Raw genomic sequence first — 20,274 nt, 5'->3', positions numbered from 1 at the left:
CGGCCTTATTTGCTGGGCCGGCTCGCGCATTCAGCGCACTGTCCGTACAGGGCCATCGAATGGTCCTGGATCACCCAGCCCTTGGCCTTGGCGATCAGGTTCTGGCGCTTTTCGATATCGGGATCGTAGAACTCCTCGACCTTGCCGCAGCTGGTGCAGACAAAGTGGTCGTGGTGCTGGCCTTCATTGAGCTCGTAGACGGCCTTGCCGCTCTCGAAATTGCTGCGGATGAGGATGCCTGCCTGCTCGAACTGCGTGAGCACGCGGTAGACCGTGGCCAGGCCGATGTCCGAACGCTCGTCCAGCAGCACGCGGAACACGTCTTCGGCCGTCATGTGGCGTTGCGCACCCGTCTGGAAGATCTCCAGGATCTTCAGGCGGGGCAGCGTGGCCTTCAGGCCGGTACTCTTGAGTTCGTCGATGTTCTTCATGTCTGGGTCTTTGGCAGAGACTGCCCGCTGGGCTGCCACCACGGCAGGTGCGGGACGGCGAACAAAATGGCCCTGGTGCCAGGGGCGTCGCATGATCGCAAGCCCCAGGGACCAGCCGCTACAATGATCCACGATCATATCCCTATGCTGATACCAATGCATGTTCAAGCCCGTTGCCGCGCCAGTGCGGCCCTGATGCTGTTGATCGGGGTGGCGCTGGCAGGCTGCAGCAGCCTCGATGGCGCCGCGCACCGAGTCGCCAATGTCGTCACTCCCTACAAGGTCGAGGTCGTCCAAGGCAACTTCGTCTCCCGCGAACAGGTCGAGGCCCTGCAGCCCGGCATGAGCCGCCAGCAGGTGCGTGACATCCTCGGCACGCCGCTGGTCACCAGCGTATTCCACGCCGACCGCTGGGAATATGTGTTCACCATCAAGCGTCCCGGCGTCGATTCCCAGGTGCGCAAGCTGACCGTCTTCTTCAACGGCGACCTGTTCGCGCGCTCCGAAGGCGACGAGATGCCCACCGAGGCCGAATTCGTCGCCAGCCTGGGCTCCAAGAAGAAGCTGGGCAAGATTCCTCAGCTGGAAGCCAGCGAGGAGCAGCTGTCCAAGTTCCCCGCTGCCAAGCCGGTCGAAGAGCCCGTGGCCGCCGAGCCGCCGCCCGCGGCGGCCAGCTATCCGCCACTGGAGCCCGGCGCCCGCTGATATCGCCGCCCGCGCGCCGCAAGGCATGCGGGCGTTTTTCCGTGGATGGCGGCTGCCGCGGTGCCTGCCGTGCGCCCGGGCAGTCCACTTTCCACGCATTGAGCCTTTGCATCTCTTTCCCGACATGAACGCCACGACCGCCACTTCCTCCAGCAACAACCAGCGCCTGCGCGTGGCCGTGGCCGGCGCCTCCGGCCGCATGGGCCGCATGCTGATCGAGGCCATCGCGCAAAGCGATGACCTTGCGCTGACCGCCGCGCTGGACCGTCCCGACAGCCCTGCGCTGGGCACCGATCCCTCGGCCTTCCTGGGCCTGGCCAGCGGCATCGTCATCGAAAGCGATGTGCGCGCCGCGCTGTCCAAGGCCGACTGCCTGATCGACTTCACGCGCCCCGAGGGCACGTTGGAGCACCTGGCCATCTGCGCCGAACTGGGCGTCAGGCTGGTCATCGGCACCACGGGCTTCAGCGACGAGCAAAAGGCCCGCATCGCCGAGTACGCCCAGCGCACGGCCGTGGTGCTGTCGCCCAACATGAGCGTGGGCGTGAACGTGACCTTCAAGCTGCTGGAGATGGCGGCCAAGGCCCTGTCCAGCGGCTACGACATCGAGATCGTCGAGGCCCACCACCGCCACAAGGTGGATGCGCCTTCGGGCACCGCCCTCAAGATGGGCGAGGTCATCGCCGAAGCCCAGGGCACGAAGCTGGCCGACCGCGCCGTCTACGAGCGCTTCGGCCACACCGGTGCGCGCGAGGACAACACCATCGGCTTTGCCACCGTGCGCGGTGGCGACATCATCGGCGACCACACGGTGCTGTTTGCGGGCACGGGCGAGCGCATCGAGATCTCGCACAAGTCCAGCAGCCGTGCCGGCTATGCCCAGGGCAGCCTGCGTGCCGCGCGCTTCCTGGCGGGCAAGACCAGCGGCCAGTACGACATGTACGCCGTATTGGGCCTGTGACGAGGCTCGCAGCACGGGCAAGGTAAGACCATGAGCGGTCCACTCTGGCTCTGGTGGCAGCAAGGCGATGCCGTCGCGCGCGGCACGGCGCTGCTGCTGCTGGCGCTGTCGGTGGCCAGCTGGGTGGTCATCGTCTGGAAGGTCTGGTTCATGGCCGCCAGCCGGCGCCGCGTTCCCCAGGCCATTGCGGCCTTCTGGAGCGCGCCGGACCTGGCCTCGGGCCAGGCCCGCATGGGCGAGGGGGATCGCCAGCAACTGGTGGCACCCATGGCCGAGGCCGTGACACAGGCGCTGGCACCCATGGGCAGCGGCCTGGCGCTTGCGGGACGCGCGGCGCATTCCGTCCGCCTGACGCGGGGGCTTCGCCAGGCGCTGCAATCGGCCAGCCACCAGCTGCAATGGGGCCAGACCCTGTTGGCCACGGTGGGCGCCACGGCACCTTTTGTCGGCCTGCTGGGCACCGTCTGGGGCATTCACCACGCGCTGGCCACGCTGGCGGGCAGCGGGCAGATCGGCATCGAACAACTGGCCGGCCCGGTGGGCGAGGCCCTGGTGATGACGGCGGCCGGACTGGCCGTGGCCCTGCCGGCCGTGCTGGCCTACAACCTGCTGGGCCGGGCTGCGGCCCAGATGGAGGCCTTGCTGGAAGGCTTTGCCCATGACCTGCAGGCCATGTTCGGCACCCAGCCGGCGGAGCAGGCGCCGCACGATGACGGCATGGCCGTCGCCGGCCTGCCTGCCGGCCCCATGGAAGCGCCCTGACGGGGCGGCTCGCCAGGATCGCACATGGCCTTTGGACGACTGAGCGGCAAGGAAAGCTCCTCCCAGCCCATGCACGCCATCAACGTCACCCCGCTGGTGGATGTGATGCTGGTGCTCGTCGTCATCTTCATCCTCGCGGCACCCATGCTGGCCGCCTCGCTGCGCGTGCAATTGCCCCAGGCCCAGGGCACCCAGCCCATGGCCGCCGCGGGCGAGGACGATGCGCTGCTGCTGGAGGTCGATGCGAAGGGCGCGCTCTGGATGCAGGGCCAGCCCGCCACGGCGGATGCGCTGCGTGAGCGCCTCGCTCAGCTCGGCGCGCGCAACCCCCAGGCAGAACTGCAACTGCGTGCCGACCAGGCCGTGCCCTATGGCCGCGTGGCCGAACTCATGGGCTGGGCCCACGCGGCAGGGCTGACGCGCATAGGCTTCGTGGCTGAGCCGGCGCGAAACCAGGATGGAAAACCCGCAGCCGTCCTGGGTCCCACCGGCGCCGGGCGCTGAAGCGATCAGGCGCTCAAGCGCTCAAGCGCTCAAGCGCCGCCGGGCCTGCGCCCGCGAACCTAATCCTGTCCTTCGGGCCAGCGCTCGTTGCCCGCCAGCCGCAGATGCTGGCCATGGTCCGAGGAACGCTGGTACAGACTGAGCCCGAACAGCGGCAGCATGCCGATCAGGTGATCGAAGATCGCGCCCTGTATGGCCTCGTACTCCACCCAGACCGTGGTGCTGGTGTAGCAAAACAGCTCCAGCGGCACCCCCATGGGAGAAGGCTCCATGGTGCGCACCAGCAGGAACATGTTCGGTGTCTTGTGGATGTGCGGATGGCGCAGCAAGTAGGCGTATGCATAGGCCTTGAACGCGGCCAGATTGCTCAGATGCTGCGCTGCCATCTCGCTGCCCGCCGGCGCATCGGCCATGCGCAGGCCGCCATCACTGCTCCAATAGTCCTTGAGGGGCTCGAGCAATGACAATTTCTGCCGCTGCTCTGCCGTCAGCAGGCGGATGGTGTGGGCGTCTATGTGCAGCGAGCGGCGGATGCGGCGCCCGCCCGACTCGAACATGCCGCGCCAGTTCTTGTAGCTGTCGCTCATCAGCCGCCAGGTCGGGATGGTGGTGATGGTCTTGTCCCAGTTCTGCACCTTGACCGTGTGCAGCGCGATGTCGATCACGAAGCCGTCGGCGCCGACCTGGGGCATCTCGATCCAGTCGCCCACGCGCAGCATGTCGTTGGAGCCCAGCTGCACGCCGGCCACGAAGGACATGATGGTGTCCTTGAAGATCAGCATCAGCACGGCCGAGGCCGCGCCCAGGCCGGACAGCAGCAGCAGCGGCGAGCGGTCCACCAGGGTGGCGACGATGAGCACGATGGCGATCAGGAACACCAGCAGCTTGCCCAGCTGCACATAGCTCTTGATCGAGTGCGCCTGCGTGGCCTTGCGCTCTTCCTTGAGGTCGTGCGCCTCGTTCATGGCATTGAGCAGGGCGCTGATCACGCGGGCCACGTGGTAGATGGTGCAGGCGATGGCCAGGTTCAGGATCAGGGTGGCCCACTGCGGCTGCAGCTGCGGTATGGCCTGCACGCCCGACTGCATGACCAGCGAAGGCACGGCCTTGGCCAGCCGCTGCAGCACGCTGTCGTGCAGCAGCACCTGGGCCCACTCCATCTCCACCAGCGTGCTGCGCATGCGTGGCAGCACGCGCAACAGCAGCCATTGCACGACAAAACCCGCGGAGCGGGCCAGCAGCACCAGCGCGCACAGCGCAGCCAGGGCCTGCATGACGGGATCCCAGCCGGAAATCAAAGACCAGTTCAGCAAGAGAAAACTCCAGGGCGCGGAAAAACCTGCCGCGCGATGGCGGCATGCCCGGGGTGTCCGTATCCGTTCCTGCGCAAGTCCGGGCTGGCGATGGCGGAACGTCTGCGGCGCACTGCCACAGAGGGTGCCAAGCATACGCAGCGCGGCTTTTCCCCGCGCGGCGGCCGGGCAACCGGGTGCCGATGGCGCAGTACCGCCTGCGGGCTTGTGGGCTGCTTGCGGCACCGGCGGGCCGGGGCCCTAAAATCGTCGGTTGATTCCGGCCATCCGGCTCGTCCGGCCACCTTGTCCGGCCCTTGGGGCCGCAGCACCATGCAAGAGAAATACAACCACATCGACGTTGAGCGCGCAGCGCAAGACCACTGGTCCGCCCGCGACGCCTACCGCGTGACCGAAGACCAGGCCAAGCCCAAGTTCTACGCCTGCTCCATGCTGCCCTACCCCAGCGGCAAGCTGCACATGGGCCATGTGCGCAACTACACCATCAACGACATGCTGGCGCGCCAGCTGCGCATGAAGGGCTACAACGTCCTCATGCCCATGGGCTGGGATGCCTTCGGCCTGCCGGCCGAGAACGCGGCGCTCAAGAACAAGGTGCCGCCTGCGCAGTGGACCTACGACAACATCGCCTACATGAAAAAGCAGATGCAGGCGATGGGTCTGGCCATCGACTGGAGCCGCGAAGTGGCCACCTGCGATCCCGACTACTACAAGTGGAACCAGTGGCTGTTCCTGCAGATGCTGGAAAAGGGCATTGCCTACCGCAAGACCCAGATCGTGAACTGGGACCCGGTGGACCAGACCGTGCTGGCCAACGAGCAGGTCATCGACGGCCGCGGCTGGCGCACGGGCGCGCCGGTCGAAAAGCGCGAAATCCCCGGCTACTACCTGAAGATCACCGACTACGCCCAGGAGCTGCTGGACCATGTCCAGGTGGGCGGCGACAAGGCCACGCTGACCGGCTGGCCTGAAAAAGTGCGCCTGATGCAGGAAAACTGGATCGGCAAGAGCGCGGGCGTGCGCTTCGCCTTCACCCACGACATCCGTGGCACCGACGGCCAGCCCATCCAGGACGGGCGCCTGTATGTGTTCACCACGCGCGCCGACACCATCATGGGCGTGACCTTCTGCGCCGTGGCGCCCGAGCACCCGCTGGCCCAGCATGCCGCGGCATCGCAGCCCAAGCTCGCGGCCTTCATCGAAGAATGCAAGAAGGGCGGCACCACCGAGGCCGAACTCGCGCTCAAGGAAAAGGAAGGCCTGCCCACGGGCCTGTTCGTCACCCATCCGCTGACGGGTGCCCAGGTCGAGGTCTGGGTCGGCAACTACGTGCTCATGAGCTACGGCGACGGCGCCGTCATGGGCGTGCCCGCGCATGACGAGCGCGACTTCGCCTTTGCGAAGAAGTACGGCATCGCCATCCGCCAGGTCATCGCGGTCGAGGGCGAGACCTTCAGCACCGAGGCATGGGCCGACTGGTACGGCGACAAGCAGCGCGCTGTCTGCATCGAATCCGGCGAACTCTACGGCCTGCCCCATGGGGCTGCCGTGGACAAGGTGGCCGAACTGCTGGCCGCCAAGGGCCTTGGCGAGAAGAAAACCACCTGGCGCCTGCGCGACTGGGGCGTGAGCCGCCAGCGCTACTGGGGCACGCCGATTCCCATCATCCACTGCGAGGACTGCGGCGCCCAGCCCGTGCCTGCCAAGGACCTGCCCGTGGTCCTGCCCCAGGACCTGGTGCCCGATGGCTCGGGCAACCCCCTGGTCAAGAGCGAAGCCTTCCACGCCGGCGTGGTCTGCCCCTGCTGCGGCAAGAGCGCGCGCCGCGAGACCGACACCATGGACACCTTCGTGGACTCGTCCTGGTACTTCATGCGCTATTGCGACGCCAGGAACAGCGAGCAGATGGTGGGCAAGGGCACGGACTACTGGATGCGGGACCAGCATGCCGCCACCGGCGGCAGCGGCATGGACCAGTACATCGGCGGCATCGAGCACGCCATCCTGCACCTGCTGTACGCGCGCTTCTGGACCAAGGTCATGCGCGACCTGGGCCTGGTCAAGGTCGATGAGCCCTTCACCAAGCTGCTGACCCAGGGCATGGTGCTCAACCACATCTACAGCCGCCGCACGGCCAAGGGTGCCAAGGAGTACTTCTGGCCCAAGGATGTCGAGCATGTGTTCGACGAGACCGGCAAGATCGTGGGCGCCAGGCTCAAGGCCGAGGTGGACAGCGCCGACGGCCTGCTGCCCGTGGGCACGGACATCGACTACGAGGGCGTGGGCACCATGTCCAAGTCCAAGAACAACGGCATCGATCCGCAGGAGCTGATCGAGAAGTACGGCGCCGACACCGCGCGCCTGTACACCATGTTCACCGCGCCGCCCGAGCTGACGCTGGAGTGGAACGATGCCGCCGTCGAAGGCAGCTACCGCTTCCTGCGCCGCGTCTACAACTTCGGCGCCAAACTGTCGCAGATGGACATGGCCGGCGCCGTGCAGAGCGTGGCCGGCGCCAAGTCGCTGGACGACGTGGCATTCGGCAAGGCCGCCAAGGCCCTGCGCCTGGAGATCCACACCGTGCTCAAGCAGGTGGAGTACGACTACCAGCGCATGCAGTACAACACCGTGGTCTCGGGCGCCATGAAGATGATCAACGCGCTGGAGGACTTCAAGTCCCACGACGACGCGGGCGCCCAGGTGGCGCTGATCGAAGGCTTCGGCATCCTGCTGCGCGTGCTCTACCCGGCAACGCCCCACCTGGCCCATGTGCTGTGGAGCGAACTGGGCTACGCCGCCCACCTGGGCGATGTGCTGGACGCGCCCTGGCCCCAGGTCGATCCCCTGGCCCTGGTGCAGGACGAGATCTCTCTGGTGCTGCAGGTCAATGGCAAGCTGCGCGGGGCCATCCTCGTGTCCTCGACGGCCGACAAGGCCGAGATCGAGCGCATTGCCCTGGCCAACGAGGAATGCCAGAAGTTCACCAATGGCGCGGCGCCCAAGAAGGTGATCGTGGTGCCGGGCCGCCTGGTCAACGTCGTGGTCTAGGCCATGGCATGCCCCCTGAGGCGCTGCGCGCCTTCCCCCTCTCGCTTCGCGGGGGGGACGACACCCTCGCTGCGGGGCGGCCCTTGCTCGGTGTCCCTCGCTTTGGGCGCGACCGTTGCAAGGGCTGTGAGTGGCGCAAGCGCCTTGGAGAACTGATATGCAAAAACGTACCCTGCTCACCGCCCTGGCCCTGGCTCCGCTGCTGGGGGCCTGCGGCTTTCGCCTGCGGGGGGTGCCGACCTTCGTGTTCCGCTCGCTCTACATCCAGGCGGGCCGGGGCTCTCCGGTGGCGCGGGAGCTGTCGCGCAACCTGGCCAGTGCCAGCGACAAGCTGACCGTGCTGCGCGATCCGGCATCGCCCGACGATGCGGATGCGATCTTCCAGATCATCAGCGAGCGGCAGGAGCGGGTCATCGTCGGCATGAACGCGCTGGGCCAGGTGCGCGAGTTGCAGCTGCGCCTGCGCGTGCGCTTCAAGCTGCGCACGCCCAATGGAGACGAGCCGATCCCCGAGACCGAGATCCTGCAGCAGCGCGACGTGACGTACAACGAAACCAATGCGCTGTCCAAGGAGGCCGAGGAGGCCATGCTCTACAAGGACATGCGTACCGACATCGTCCAGCAGTTGCTGCGCCGCCTGTCGGCCGTCAAGAGCCTGACCTGAGCCCCATGCAGCTTGCCCTGAACCAGCTCGGCGGCCATCTGGCCAAGGGATTGCGCTCGCTCTACGTGCTGCACGGCGACGAGCCGCTGCAGCAGCAGGAGGCTGCCGACGCCATCCGTGCTGCCGCGCGCGCCGCGGGCTACACCGAGCGCAGCAGCTACACCGTGGCCGGCGCCCATTTCGACTGGAGCGCCGTGCTGGCGGCCGGTGGCTCGCTGTCGCTGTTTGCCGATCGGCAGATCATCGAGATCCGCATTCCCTCAGGCAAGCCCGGCAAGGACGGCGGCGCCGCGCTGCAGCAGATCGCCGAGGCGGCGCGCGGCAATGACAGCACGCTCACCCTGGTCATGCTGCCGCGCCTGGACAAGGCCACCAGGACCGGCGCCTGGTTCAGCGCGCTGGAAGCCCAGGGCATGACGCTGCAGATCGATCCCATAGAGCGCGGCCAGCTGCCGGCCTGGATTGCCCAGCGCCTGGCAGCCCAGGGCCAGCGCGTGGCACCCGGCGAGGAAGGCCAGCGCACGCTGCAGTTCTTTGCCGACCGCGTCGAGGGCAACCTGCTGGCCGCACACCAGGAGATCCAGAAACTGGCCCTGCTGCACCCCGCCGGCGAGCTGAGCCAGGCGCAGGTGGAGCAGGCAGTGCTCAATGTGGCGCGCTACGACGTGTTCAAGCTGTCCGAGGCCGTGCTGTCCGGCCAGTTGGCGCGCGTCTCGCGCATGCTCGACGGCCTGCAGGCCGAGGGCACGGCCGAGGTGCTGGTGCATTGGACCCTGGCCGAGGACATCCGCTCCATCTGCCGCGTCAAGGACGCCATGGCCGCAGGTCAGCCCCTGCCCATGGCCCTGCGCGCCCAGCGCGTCTGGGGCGTCAAGGAGCGTTTGTTCGAGCGCCTGCTGCCGCGCATCACCGACGCCCAGGCCGCGCGCCTGCTGCAATCGGCCCACGCGGTGGACGGCATCGTCAAGGGCCTGGCCTTCGAGGGCTGGCCACGCGACGGCTGGCAGGCCCTGCGCCGCCTGGCCATGGACCTGGCCCAGGCCGGCGCCAAGGGCTGACGTACCCCGTTCCTAGCTCGTCTTTTCCAGCTGCGCCTGGGCCTTGGTGGCCCAGGTCTCGAGGTTGTCCAGCAGGTCCTTCTGGCTGAAGGAGCAGCTTTCCTCGCTGAACAGCGCGCTGGACTCCAATCGGTCCAGCAGATTGAGCAGCACTTCGCCGTAGCGCGGCGGCAGGGCCTGCAGCAACTCCGAGGAAGCCCTGGCCTGCTGCCCGAGCACGGCGGCCGGCAGCTGCTGCTGTGCCAGTTGGGCGAAGCCCGCGCGCAACTGTGCGAGCTGCTGGGCGGCGAGAAGAGTGTCGTGGCTGGTGGACATGGCGGGAAAACCTCTGCGTACTGGGCAGCAGTGTAGGGTGGCCGCGACATCCTGCCGGCCGCCGGAACGCGGGGTTTGCCCTCTGGTGGCCGCGCGAGGACGCATCCCAGCCGCATGTTGGCGCGGGGCATGCCCGCTCTCGGTGCGCAAATGGGCGCAACTCGGCGAGAATCTCGGAATGAACGCGCTCAATATCGTCGAATACACCCACAACCTGGGCGTTCAGGCCAAAGTGGCCTCCGCCCAGATGGCCCGAGCCTCGGCTGCCGTCAAAAGCCGCGCCCTGCTGGCGCTGGCGCGCCTGCTGCGGGAGAACGTGGAGCCGTTGCAGACCGACAACGCCCGTGACCTCGACCGCGCCGTGGCCAACGGCCTGTCCGCTCCCATGGTGGACCGCCTGCGCCTGACGCCCAAGGTGCTGGAAACCTGTGCCCAGGGATGTGAGCAGCTGGCCTCCATGGCCGATGTGATCGGCGAGATCATCGGCATGAAGCAAATGCCCAGCGGCATCCGCGTAGGCCAGATGCGTGTGCCGATCGGCGTGTTCGGCATGATCTACGAAAGCCGCCCCAACGTGACCATCGAGGCGGCCAGCCTCAGCATCAAGAGCGGCAACGCCTGCATCCTGCGCGGCGGCTCCGAGGCCATCGACTCCAACAAGGCGCTGGCTGCCCTCGTCGCCAGGGCGCTGGCCGAAGCCGGCCTGCCCGAGCACGGCGTGCAGCTGGTGCAGACCACGGACCGCGAGGCCGTGGGCCAGCTCATCGCCATGCCCGACTACGTGGACGTCATCATCCCGCGCGGCGGCAAGGGCCTGATCGAGCGCATCAGCCGCGAGGCCAAGGTGCCCGTCATCAAGCACCTGGACGGCAATTGCCACACCTATGTCGATGATCCCTGCGACATCGCCATGGCCGTCAAGGTGGCCGACAACGCCAAGACCAACAAGTACAGCCCCTGCAATGCCAGTGAAAGCCTGCTGGTGGCGCGCGGCGTGGCCGCCGAATTCCTGCCGAAGATCGGTGCCATCTACGCCGCCAAGGGCGTGGAGATGCGCGGCTGCCCCGAATCGCTGGCCATCCTGAAGTCTGTGGCCGGTGCTCAACTGGCCGAGGCCACCGAGCAGGACTGGAGCGAGGAATACCTGGCGCCCATCATCAGCGTCAAGATCGTGTCCGGTGTGGACGAGGCCATCGCCCACATCAACCGCTACTCCAGCCACCACACGGACGCCATCCTGACGCGCGACCATATGCACGCCCAGCGCTTTCTGCGCGAAGTGGACTCGGCCAGCGTCATGGTCAACGCCAGCACGCGCTTTGCCGACGGCTTCGAGTACGGCCTGGGCGCGGAAATCGGCATCAGCACCGACAAGTTCCATGCGCGCGGTCCTGTGGGCATCGAAGGTCTGACCTCGCTCAAATACGTGGTGCTGGGTGAAGGCGAAGTCCGCACCTGACCGAGCCGTGCTGCGCGCCGGAATGCCCCGCGCCGGCACCGCAGCACTGCAATGAATCCATGAAAATCATCATTCTTGGCGCCGGCCGTGTGGGCTACAGCGTGGCAGAAAGCCTGGTGTCCGAACGCAACGACATCACGGTGATCGACACCGACGCACGGCGCCTGCGCGAGCTGGAGTCGCGCTTCGACCTGCGTGGCGTCGTGGGCAGCGGCATCGATCCCCATGTGCTGGCCGAGGCCGGTGCCAAGGACACGGACCTGCTGATCGCCTGCGCCGCGCTCGACGAAACCAACCTTGTGTGCTGCAAGCTGGCCCAGGTCCTGTTCGAGATTCCCACACGCATCGCGCGCGTGCGCTCCTCGGGCTTTGGCGAGGACGAGGCGCTGCTGGGCAAGGAAGGCTTTGGCGTCGACCGCATCATCTGCCCCGAGGAATCGCTGACCAACTACATCAGCAAGCTCATCGAGTTTCCCGAAGCCATGCAGGTGCGTGCCTTCGCTGGCGGGCGGGCCGCACTGGCCTCGGTGCGCGCGCGCGACGGCGCCCCCGCCGTCGGCAAGCACATCGGCGAGCTGCGCGACTGCATGCCCGAGTTGGCCATGCGCATCGTGGCCATCTACCGGCGTTTCCTGGACGAGCCCGACCGCTTCGTCCGCTGCGACGGCAACACGCGCATCGAGCCCGGCGACGAGGTCTTCATCCTGGCCGCACGCGAGCATGTGGCCGAGGTGCTGCGTGCCATCCACCAGCCTGCCGGCCGGCCTTCGCGCCCGGTCTACCGCATCATGGTCGCCGGCGGTGACCAGGTCAGCCAGCGCCTGGCGCTGCAGCTGTCGCGCGTGCCGGGCCGCTTCCACATCAAGATCATCGAGCCCGACGAGCAGCGCTGCCAGGACCTGGCCTCGCTGCTGCCGGCCGAGGTGCTGGTGCTGCACGGCGATGCCACCGACGAGGACCTGCTGGCCGATGAAAGCGTGGAGGACGTGGACCTGTTCCTGGCCCTGACCGACGACGATGAGAACAACATCATGGCCAGCCTGCTGGGCAAACGCATGGGCGCGCGGCGCGTGCTGTCGCTGATCACGCGGCGTGCCTACGCCGACCTGATGCACGGCACGCAGATCGACATTGCGCTGTCGCCGGCCCAGGCCATGCTTGGCGAACTGCTGGCCTATGTGCGCCGCGGCGACGTGCAGGCCGTGCACAGCCTGCGCCGGGGCGTGGCCGAGGCGCTGGAGATCGTGGCGCGCGGCGACCGCAAAAGCTCGCGCGTGGTCGGCCGCAAGGTCGAGGACCTGCGCGTGCCCGAGGATGCCCACATCGGCCTCATCGTGCGCGGCATACCCGAAGGCGTGCCGGCCGACGAAATCGCGGCCGGTGCCGAGCCCGAGGTCATCATCCCGCGCAGCACCACCGTGATCGAGAGCGGCGACCACGTGATCTTCTTCCTGCCCCACAAGCGGCTGGTACGGGACGTGGAGAACCTGTTTCGCGTCAGCGCCACCTTCTTCTGAGCCGACACCATGCGCGACCTGTTACCCGTCCTGCGCGTGCTTGGCATGCTCATGGTCATGTTTGCGCTGTCCATGCTGCTGCCCTTTGCAGTGTCCTGGTTCACCGACGACGGCATCTGGCGCATCTACCCCTGGGCCATCGGCATCACGGCGGCTGCGGGGCTGTCGCTGTGGATAGGCCTGGACCACTTCCGGCGCGAGCTGCAGCCGCGCCACGGCGTCATCCTCGTCACCCTGGTCTGGGTGGTTTTGCCGCTGTGCGCCATGCTCCCTCTGGTGCTGGGCATGGGCCATGTGGGGCTGAGCATCAGCTTCACCCATGCCTATTTCGAGGCCGTCTCGGGCCTGACGACCACCGGCGCCACCGTGCTCACGGGGCTGGATGCGCTGCCCGTGTCCATCAATGTCTGGCGCACCTTCCTGCAATGGTTGGGCGGCATGGGCATCCTGATCCTGGCCGTGGCCATCCTGCCCCTGCTGGGCGTGGGGGGCGCCCAGCTGTTCCGTGCCGAAGCCGCTGGCCCCATCAAGGACACCAAGCTGACGCCGCGCGTGACCGAGACCGCCAAGGGCCTGTGGGGCGTGTACGGCGTGTTCTCGCTGGCCTGTCTGCTGGCCTTCTGGGCGGCAGGCATGTCGCCGCTGGATGCGCTGATGCACATGTTCGCCACCGTCAGCCTCGGTGGCCTGTCCTCGCATGACACCAGCTTTGCGTATTTCGACTCGCCGTTGATCGAACTGACCGCCCTGGTCTTCATGCTGCTGGCCAGCTGCAACTTCGCGCTGTACTTCGTGGCCATGCGCAAGGGCCGCTGGGACGGCTTCTGGCGCGACCCCGAAATGCGCGCCACGCTGGCCGTGCTGCTGGGCGGCGGGCTCATCGTCGCGCTGCTGCTGTGGGCCAAGGGCGTGTACGGGCCTGTCGAGGCGCTGCGCTATGGCATCTTCCACGTGGTCTCGGTGGCCACGACCACGGGCTTCACCACCGTTGACTACCTGAGCTGGCCCGTCTTTGCGCCCGTGCTCATGCTGCTGATGTCGGGTGTGGCCACCAGTGCGGGCTCCACGGGCGGCGGCATCAAGATGGTGCGCATGCTCATCCTGCTCAAGCAGGCGCGGCGTGAACTCACGCGGCTCGCGCATCCGCGCGCCTTGCAGCCCGTGCGGCTGGGCACCGGCGTGGTGGACAACCGCATGATCTTCTCGGTGCTGGCCTTCATGCTGGTCTATGGCGCCACCGTGATCACACTCAGCATGGTGCTGCTGCTCACCGACCTGGACCCGGTGACCGCCTTCTCCGCCGTGCTGGCCAGCGTGCACTGCATGGGGCCGGGCCTGGGCGCGGTGGGCCCGTCCTCCAACTATGCTGTGCTCACCGAATTCCAGACCTGGGTCTGCACCCTGGCCATGCTGCTGGGGCGCCTGGAAATCCTCAGCTTCATGGCCTTGCTTTCGCCGGCTTTCTGGCGCCGCTGACGCTGCAAAGACTGGGGAAAACACCTAGACCATGGTCCAATCTCTACAATTGCCCCCACCGTCGTACCCAGAGGGTCTTTATGGTTCCACATCTCATCACGGCCCTGACCGGCCCGATCAACGAGCTTGAGCAGCGCATCCTCGACTCCATGCCGGCGATCGAGCGCTGGTTCCGGCTCGAATGGATGGAACACACGCCGCCTTTCTATTGCTCGGTGGACATCCGCAACGCCGGTTTCAAGCTCGCACCCGTGGACACCAACCTCTTCCCCGGGGGCTGGAACAACCTGACCGACGAAATGCTGCCGCTGGCCGTACAGGCGGCCATGGCGGCGATCGAGAAGATCTGCCCCGAAGCGCGCAATCTGCTCATCATTCCCGAGAACCACACGCGCAACACGCACTACCTGGCCAACGTGGTGCAGCTCAAGCGCATCTTCAACATGGCCGGTCTGAACGTGCGCATCGGCTCCATCAGCCCCGATGTCAAGAAGACCACCACCGTCACCCTGCCGCATGGCGACACGGTGACGCTGGAGCCGGTGATCCGCAGCAAGCGCCGCATCGGTCTCAAGGATTTCGATCCCTGCACCATCTTGCTCAACAACGACCTGTCGTCCGGCGTCCCGGGCATCGTCGAGGAGCTGTACGAGCAATACCTGCTGCCCCCCCTGCATGCAGGCTGGAGCGTGCGCCGCAAGAGCCGCCATTTCCAGAGCTACGAGGAAGTGGCCAAGCGCTTCGGCAAGCTGCTGGGCATCGATCCCTGGCTGATCAACCCGCTGTTCGGCCGCAGCGAAGGCATCGACTTCGCCAATGGCGTGGGCATGGAAGGCTTGGCCGAGCAGGTCGATGTGCTGCTGGCCAAGGTGCGCCGCAAGTACAAGGAGTACGGCATCAAGGAAAAGCCGTTTGCCATCGTCAAGGCCGACAACGGCACCTATGGCATGGGCGTGATGACCGTGCGCGATGCCAAGGAGCTGGCCGAGCTGCCGCGCAAGAGCCGCAACAAGATGGGCATGATCAAGGACGGCCAGACCGTGCACGACGTGATCATCCAGGAAGGCGTGCTCACCCAGGAGCGCATGAACAACGCCGTGGCCGAGCCCGTGGTCTACATGATGGACCGCTACGTGGTCGGCGGCTTCTACCGCATGCATCCCGAACGCGATGTGGACGAAAACCTCAACGCGCCCGGCGCCGGCTTCGTGCCGCTGGCCTTCCAGCACAGCACCCAGCTGCCCCAGATCGGCGCGCGCCCGGGTGCCAGCATGCCCAACCGCTTCTACATGTATGGCGTGGTGGCCCGGGTCGCCATGCTGGCGGCCAGCTATGAGCTGGAGGCGACCAACCCCAACGCGGAAATCTACGACTGATCGGGGTGCTGTCCGATGCGCTCGTCATCAGGACAGCGGACAATGCCGGCATTTCAATTGACTGAAGCCATCTCCCCACGGGATGGCGCATAGACCTGTGCAGAAAACCAAATCTTCGTTGGCCGCGCTCACCCTGGGCGCCATCGGCGTGGTCTATGGCGATATCGGCACCAGCGTGCTGTATTCGGTCAAGGAGGTCTTCGGCTCGGGCCATGTGCCGTTCACCCAGGAGAACATCTACGGCGTCCTGTCGCTGCTGTTCTGGACCCTGACGGTCATCGTCTCGCTCAAGTACGTGGTCCTGGTGCTGCGTGCCGACAACAACGGCGAAGGCGGCTTGGTCGCCATGCTGGCCCTGGCCTCGCAGACCGTCAAGGACAAGCCCCGCCTGCGCAACGTGCTGCTGCTCATCGGCATCTTCGGCACTTCGCTGTTCTATGGTGATGGCGTGATCACGCCGGCCATCTCCGTGCTCTCGGCCGTCGAAGGCCTGGAAGTGGTCTCTCCGCACTTCACCAAGGCCGTGATCCCGCTGACCCTGGTGATCCTCTTCCTGCTTTTCTGGTTCCAGAAGCACGGCACGGCGGGGATCGGTCGGTTTTTCGGCCCCATCACCCTGGTCTGGTTTGCCACCATCGCAGCGCTGGGCGTGCACCAGATCGCGGGCCATCCCGAAATCCTGGCGGCCATCAGCCCGCACTTCGCGGTGCGCTTCATCTGGGACAACCCCGGCACCAGCTTCATCATCCTGGGCGCCGTCGTGCTGTGCGTGACCGGGGCGGAGGCGCTTTACGCCGACCTGGGCCACTTCGGCAAGAAGCCCATCCGCCTGGCCTGGTTCTCCGTGGCCATGCCTGCCCTCACGCTCAATTACTTCGGCCAGGGTGCGCTGCTGCTGGCCAACCCGGCCGCCGTGAAGAATCCCTTCTACATGATGGCCCCGGCCTGGGCGCTGCTGCCCCTGGTGCTGATGGCCACCATGGCCACGGTCATCGCTTCGCAGGCCCTGATCACGGGCGCCTTCAGCGTCACGCGCCAGGTCATACAGCTGGGCTATCTGCCGCGCCTGGAAGTGCGCCACACCAGCGTGCGCGAGACCGGCCAGATCTACATGCCCCTGGTCAACTGGAGCCTGTTCGTGGCAATTGCGCTGGCCGTGGTGCTGTTCCGCTCCAGCGGCAACCTGGCGGCCGCCTACGGCATTGCGGTCACGCTGGACATGCTGATCACCACCACGCTGACCTTCTTCGTGATCCGCTACCGCTGGAACTACCCGCTGGCCCTGTGCATCGCGGCCACCGGATTCTTTTTCCTGGTGGACCTGGCCTTCTTCTCGTCCAACCTGCTCAAGCTGTTCGACGGCGGCTGGTTCCCGCTGCTGATTGGCGGCACGGTGTTCTCGCTGATGATGACCTGGCGCAAGGGCCGCGAGCTGCTGCACGAAAAGCTGCAGGCCGATGCCATCGACCTCAAGAGTTTCCTCGAATCGGTCTGGCGCCATCCGCCGGCGCGCGTGACGGGCACAGCCGTCTTTCTTTCCGGCGAACCGGGCACCGTACCCAACGCCCTGCTGCACAACCTCAAGCACAACAAGGTGCTGCACAACCAGAACATCTTCGTCACGGTGCGCAACCATGAAATTCCCTGGGTGGGCCTGGACAAGCGCACCGAGATCGAGGCGCTGGGCAGCGACTGCTGGCAGGTCATCATCAACTACGGCTTCAAGAACGAACCGGACGTGCCGGCGGCACTGTCCCTGCTGCGTCCCCGGGGTTGCCAGCTCGACGCCATGGAGACCAGCTACTTCCTGTCGCGCGATGTCATCATCCCGCGCATCAGCCACCGCATGGCGCCCTGGCGCGAAAAGCTGTTTGCCCAGATGCACCGCAACGCCAGCCGTGTCTCCGACTTCCTGCACCTGCCCAGCAACTCCGTGGTGGAGCTGGGCTCCAAGATCGAGCTGTAGGCGTCGCCAGCGCATCGCACGGTCGGCGGCTGTGGTGACAGAATCGCGCGATGCGCTTTTTCCGTGACTTGAGTCCCTCTGCCTTCGCAGCCGGCTTCGTGGCCGTGCTCGTGGGCTTCACCAGCTCGGTGGCCCTGGTCTTTCAGGCCGCCCAGGCCTTCCATGCCACGCCCGAGCAGATCACGTCCTGGATCTGGGCGCTGGGACTGGGCATGGGCCTGTGCTCTCTGCTGCCCTCGCTGATACTGCGCATGCCGGTCATGGTCGCCTGGTCCACGCCAGGCGCAGCCGTCCTTGCCACGGCAGGGCTTGCCGGGGGCTTTTCCATGGGCGAGGCCATTGGCGCCTTCATCATCAGCGCGGGGCTGATCATCCTGGTGGGAGCCACAGGCTGGTTCGAGCGCGTCATGAACCGCATCCCCATGGAAATCGCTGCCGCCCTCCTGGCGGGCGTACTGGCCAACTTCGGCATGCAGGCCTTTGCCGCCGCCAGGGATGCGCTGCCCCTGGTGCTGGTTATGCTGCTGACCTATCTGCTGTCGCGCCGCCTGGCACCGCGCTATGCGGTCATCGCCACGCTGGTGGCCTCCATCGCCTGGGTGGCGCTCAACGGGCAAATGCAATGGTCCGCCGTGCATGCAGGCCTTGCCTGGCCAGTCTTCACCATGCCGCAGTTCTCGGTGCCCGCCCTGGTGAGTCTGGCCTTGCCCCTGTTCGTCGTCACCATGGCCTCGCAGAACCTGCCCGGCGTGGCCGTCATCCGTGCCACCGGCTACGACCTGCCCATCTCCCGCATCATCAGCATGACGGGCATCGCCACCCTGGTGCTGGCCCCCTTCGGTGGCTACGCGCTCAACCTCAGTGCCATCACCGCTGCCATCTGCATGGGCCCCGAGGCCCATGAGGACAAATCCCGCCGCTACACGGCGGCGGCGATCTGTGGCCTCTTCTATATAGTCATCGGCATCTTCGGCGCCGTGGTCACGGGACTGCTCACCGCCTTCCCCAAGGAACTGGTGGTCTGCCTAGCGGGACTGGCCCTGCTGGGCTCCATAGGCAGCGGCCTGGCGACAGCTCTCAAGGGGGAGGAACACAGGGAGGCTGCGTTGATCACCTTTCTGGTGACGCTCAGCGGCGTGGTGATAGCCGGAGTCGGCTCGGCGTTTTGGGGCGTGGTCGCGGGCAGCCTGGCGCTATTTGTGCAACATTACCGACGTGCACGGGCTGACTGATACGCGGCCCAGGCCCGGGCACCCCACTTCCGCCTCCCATACAGGCGAGGCACGGGCCGCCGCCTTCTGCACACAACCCATGCAAATCCTCTTCGTCGCCGATCCGCTCGAATCGTTCCAGACCTACAAGGACACCACCTTCGCCATGATGCGCGAGGCGCAGCGGCGCGGCCACTCCATCGTGGCCTGCGAACCCAGGCAGCTTTCCTGGCAGCGCGGCGGCAAGGTCGTCGCCCAGGTGCGGCACATCCAGCTCACGGGAGATGCCCGGCAGTGGTTTGAAATCTCCAAGGAAGGCCTGGAGGAGCTGGCGGGCTTCGACGCCATCCTCATGCGCAAGGACCCGCCCTTCGATTCCGAATACTTCTACTCCACGCACCTGCTGGAACAGGCCGAGCGCGAAGGCGCAAAGGTCTTCAACAAGCCCAGGGCGTTGCGAGACCATCCGGAAAAGCTGGCCATCCTCGAATTCCCGCAATTCATCGGCCCGACCCTGGTCACGCGCAGCGCGCAGGACATCCGCGCCTTCCATGAAGAGCATCAGGACATCATCCTCAAGCCGCTGGACGGCATGGGCGGCATGGGCATCTTCCGCGTGGGCGCCGACGGCCGCAACCTGGGCAGCATCATCGAAACCCTGAACCAGGGCGGTGCCAGCAGCGTCATGGTGCAGAAATTCCTGCCCGAGATCACCGAGGGCGACAAGCGTGTGCTCGTCATCGGCGGCAAACCTGTTCCCTATTGCCTGGCACGCATTCCCCAGGGCAACGAAGTGCGCGGCAACCTGGCAGCGGGCGGCAAGGGCGTGGCCCAGCCTCTGAGCCAGCACGACAAGGCCATGGCCGAAGAGATCGGTCCCCTCCTCATGGAGCGTGGACTGCTGCTGGCCGGTGTCGATGTCATCGGCCAGTGCATCACCGAGATCAATGTGACCAGCCCCACCTGCTTCCAGGAGATCCATGACCAGACCGGCTGCGACGTGGCCAGCCTCTTCGTCGACGCTCTGGAACAGGCCTTGGCGGCGGCTTGAAAAAACTTGGCGGATGACGCCAGTCATCCGCCAAGTTTTGGTGCTAGAATTGCGCCCCTGCACTCGATGACACGCAAATGTCTGAAAAGTGAAGCTTCCAGAGTTTTGCAAGACCGTTAAAAAACGTGCTACAATGCAAAGCTCTGCTGAAGAGAGCAATGCAGATCGCTGGTGTTGAAAAAATCGAAGAAATTTGATTGCAACGACGCTAAAAACTGTGCTAGAATTCAAGGCTTCGCTGATCGCAGCAAGTCAGAAGCAAAGAAGAAATTCTTCGCTTCGATCCTTAAAAATATACAGCCGATAAGCGTGGGCGTTTGAGGCGAACAGCCAAGTTCTTTGGAACTCGGCTCTTTGAAGCCAAAAAACGCTCATGAGAATAGAAGTGAAGTTCACTTCAATTCCGTTTTTATGAGTTAGTCGAAAGACTTTAAATTCAAGATCGAACTGTAGAGTT

18 protein-coding genes are annotated in these 20,274 nt (G+C 65.9%); 14 read left to right on the top strand and 4 right to left on the bottom strand.

The annotated features are described in order from the left end of the window. Window positions 1-5 precede the first annotated feature (5 nt). On the bottom strand, window positions 6-431 hold the full coding sequence (gene fur / locus GRX31_RS00085; protein ID WP_013804774.1) for a ferric iron uptake transcriptional regulator: 426 nt from the start codon (window positions 429-431) through the stop codon (window positions 6-8). 156 nt (window positions 432-587) lie between these two features. Here fur and GRX31_RS00080 point away from each other — a divergent pair, with 156 nt between their 5' ends. The 4 genes from GRX31_RS00080 (at window position 588) to GRX31_RS00065 (ending at window position 3,363) form a co-directional block, all read left to right on the top strand. Further along, window positions 588-1,136 carry an outer membrane protein assembly factor BamE gene (locus GRX31_RS00080; RefSeq protein WP_016447212.1) on the top strand — a complete coding sequence of 183 codons (549 nt, stop codon included), beginning with the start codon at window positions 588-590 and terminating at the stop codon, window positions 1,134-1,136. Between the two features lie 124 nt (window positions 1,137-1,260). Continuing rightward, window positions 1,261-2,097 (top strand): 4-hydroxy-tetrahydrodipicolinate reductase, encoded by an 837-nt coding sequence (gene dapB, locus GRX31_RS00075; RefSeq protein WP_017407286.1) that lies wholly within the window; start codon window positions 1,261-1,263, stop codon window positions 2,095-2,097. Between the two features lie 30 nt (window positions 2,098-2,127). Next, window positions 2,128-2,859, top strand: a complete 732-nt coding sequence (locus GRX31_RS00070; protein WP_016447210.1) for a MotA/TolQ/ExbB proton channel family protein — start codon at window positions 2,128-2,130, stop codon at window positions 2,857-2,859. A 24-nt stretch (window positions 2,860-2,883) separates the two neighbouring features. Next, entirely contained in the window at window positions 2,884-3,363 is a 480-nt protein-coding gene (locus tag GRX31_RS00065; protein ID WP_016447209.1) for an ExbD/TolR family protein, read from the top strand. 59 nt (window positions 3,364-3,422) lie between these two features. Here the strand turns inward: GRX31_RS00065 and GRX31_RS00060 are convergent, their stop codons facing one another. Then, entirely contained in the window at window positions 3,423-4,637 is a 1,215-nt protein-coding gene (locus GRX31_RS00060; protein ID WP_016447208.1) for a mechanosensitive ion channel family protein, read from the bottom strand. 351 nt (window positions 4,638-4,988) lie between these two features. Here GRX31_RS00060 and leuS point away from each other — a divergent pair, with 351 nt between their 5' ends. The 3 genes from leuS (at window position 4,989) to holA (ending at window position 9,446) form a co-directional block, all read left to right on the top strand. Further along, window positions 4,989-7,724, top strand: a complete 2,736-nt coding sequence (leuS, locus tag GRX31_RS00055; protein WP_160850954.1) for a leucine--tRNA ligase — start codon at window positions 4,989-4,991, stop codon at window positions 7,722-7,724. 157 nt (window positions 7,725-7,881) lie between these two features. Beyond that, on the top strand, window positions 7,882-8,388 hold the full coding sequence (locus GRX31_RS00050; RefSeq protein WP_016447206.1) for an LPS-assembly lipoprotein LptE: 507 nt from the start codon (window positions 7,882-7,884) through the stop codon (window positions 8,386-8,388). Between the two features lie 5 nt (window positions 8,389-8,393). Further along, window positions 8,394-9,446 carry a DNA polymerase III subunit delta gene (gene holA / locus GRX31_RS00045; RefSeq protein ID WP_016447205.1) on the top strand — a complete coding sequence of 351 codons (1,053 nt, stop codon included), beginning with the start codon at window positions 8,394-8,396 and terminating at the stop codon, window positions 9,444-9,446. Between the two features lie 12 nt (window positions 9,447-9,458). Here the strand turns inward: holA and GRX31_RS00040 are convergent, their stop codons facing one another. Beyond that, on the bottom strand, window positions 9,459-9,761 hold the full coding sequence (locus GRX31_RS00040) for a hypothetical protein (protein WP_016447204.1): 303 nt from the start codon (window positions 9,759-9,761) through the stop codon (window positions 9,459-9,461). A gap of 178 nt (window positions 9,762-9,939) precedes the next feature. On the opposite strand from GRX31_RS00040, the gene GRX31_RS00035 reads away from it, so the two are divergent. The 7 genes from GRX31_RS00035 (at window position 9,940) to gshB (ending at window position 19,817) form a co-directional block, all read left to right on the top strand. Next, window positions 9,940-11,220, top strand: coding sequence for a glutamate-5-semialdehyde dehydrogenase (locus tag GRX31_RS00035; RefSeq protein WP_016454225.1), 1,281 nt, complete (start codon window positions 9,940-9,942; stop codon window positions 11,218-11,220). Window positions 11,221-11,279: 59 nt separating this feature from the next. Further along, window positions 11,280-12,737, top strand: coding sequence for a Trk system potassium transporter TrkA (gene trkA / locus GRX31_RS00030; RefSeq protein ID WP_016454226.1), 1,458 nt, complete (start codon window positions 11,280-11,282; stop codon window positions 12,735-12,737). Window positions 12,738-12,746: 9 nt separating this feature from the next. After that, entirely contained in the window at window positions 12,747-14,213 is a 1,467-nt protein-coding gene (locus GRX31_RS00025) for a TrkH family potassium uptake protein (RefSeq protein WP_133072711.1), read from the top strand. Between the two features lie 80 nt (window positions 14,214-14,293). Next, window positions 14,294-15,589 carry a glutamate--cysteine ligase gene (gshA, locus tag GRX31_RS00020; RefSeq protein WP_012207794.1) on the top strand — a complete coding sequence of 432 codons (1,296 nt, stop codon included), beginning with the start codon at window positions 14,294-14,296 and terminating at the stop codon, window positions 15,587-15,589. 97 nt (window positions 15,590-15,686) lie between these two features. Further along, window positions 15,687-17,555, top strand: coding sequence for a potassium transporter Kup (locus GRX31_RS00015; protein ID WP_026062036.1), 1,869 nt, complete (start codon window positions 15,687-15,689; stop codon window positions 17,553-17,555). A 50-nt stretch (window positions 17,556-17,605) separates the two neighbouring features. After that, window positions 17,606-18,787, top strand: coding sequence for a benzoate/H(+) symporter BenE family transporter (locus GRX31_RS00010; protein WP_160850952.1), 1,182 nt, complete (start codon window positions 17,606-17,608; stop codon window positions 18,785-18,787). 79 nt (window positions 18,788-18,866) lie between these two features. Continuing rightward, a complete protein-coding gene (gene gshB, locus GRX31_RS00005) occupies window positions 18,867-19,817 on the top strand; it encodes a glutathione synthase (RefSeq protein WP_016454229.1) in 951 nt (316 codons plus the stop codon). 252 nt (window positions 19,818-20,069) lie between these two features. Here the strand turns inward: gshB and GRX31_RS30725 are convergent. Continuing rightward, a partial coding sequence (locus tag GRX31_RS30725; protein WP_209801177.1) for a hypothetical protein occupies window positions 20,070-20,274 on the bottom strand: 205 nt, incomplete at its 5' end.

The organism is Delftia sp. CH05, assembly GCF_009827015.1.
GTDB lineage: Bacteria > Pseudomonadota > Gammaproteobacteria > Burkholderiales > Burkholderiaceae_C > Comamonas > Comamonas tsuruhatensis.
Note: the sequence above shows the minus strand (reverse complement) of the source record. Positions and strands in the feature narration are given on the sequence as shown.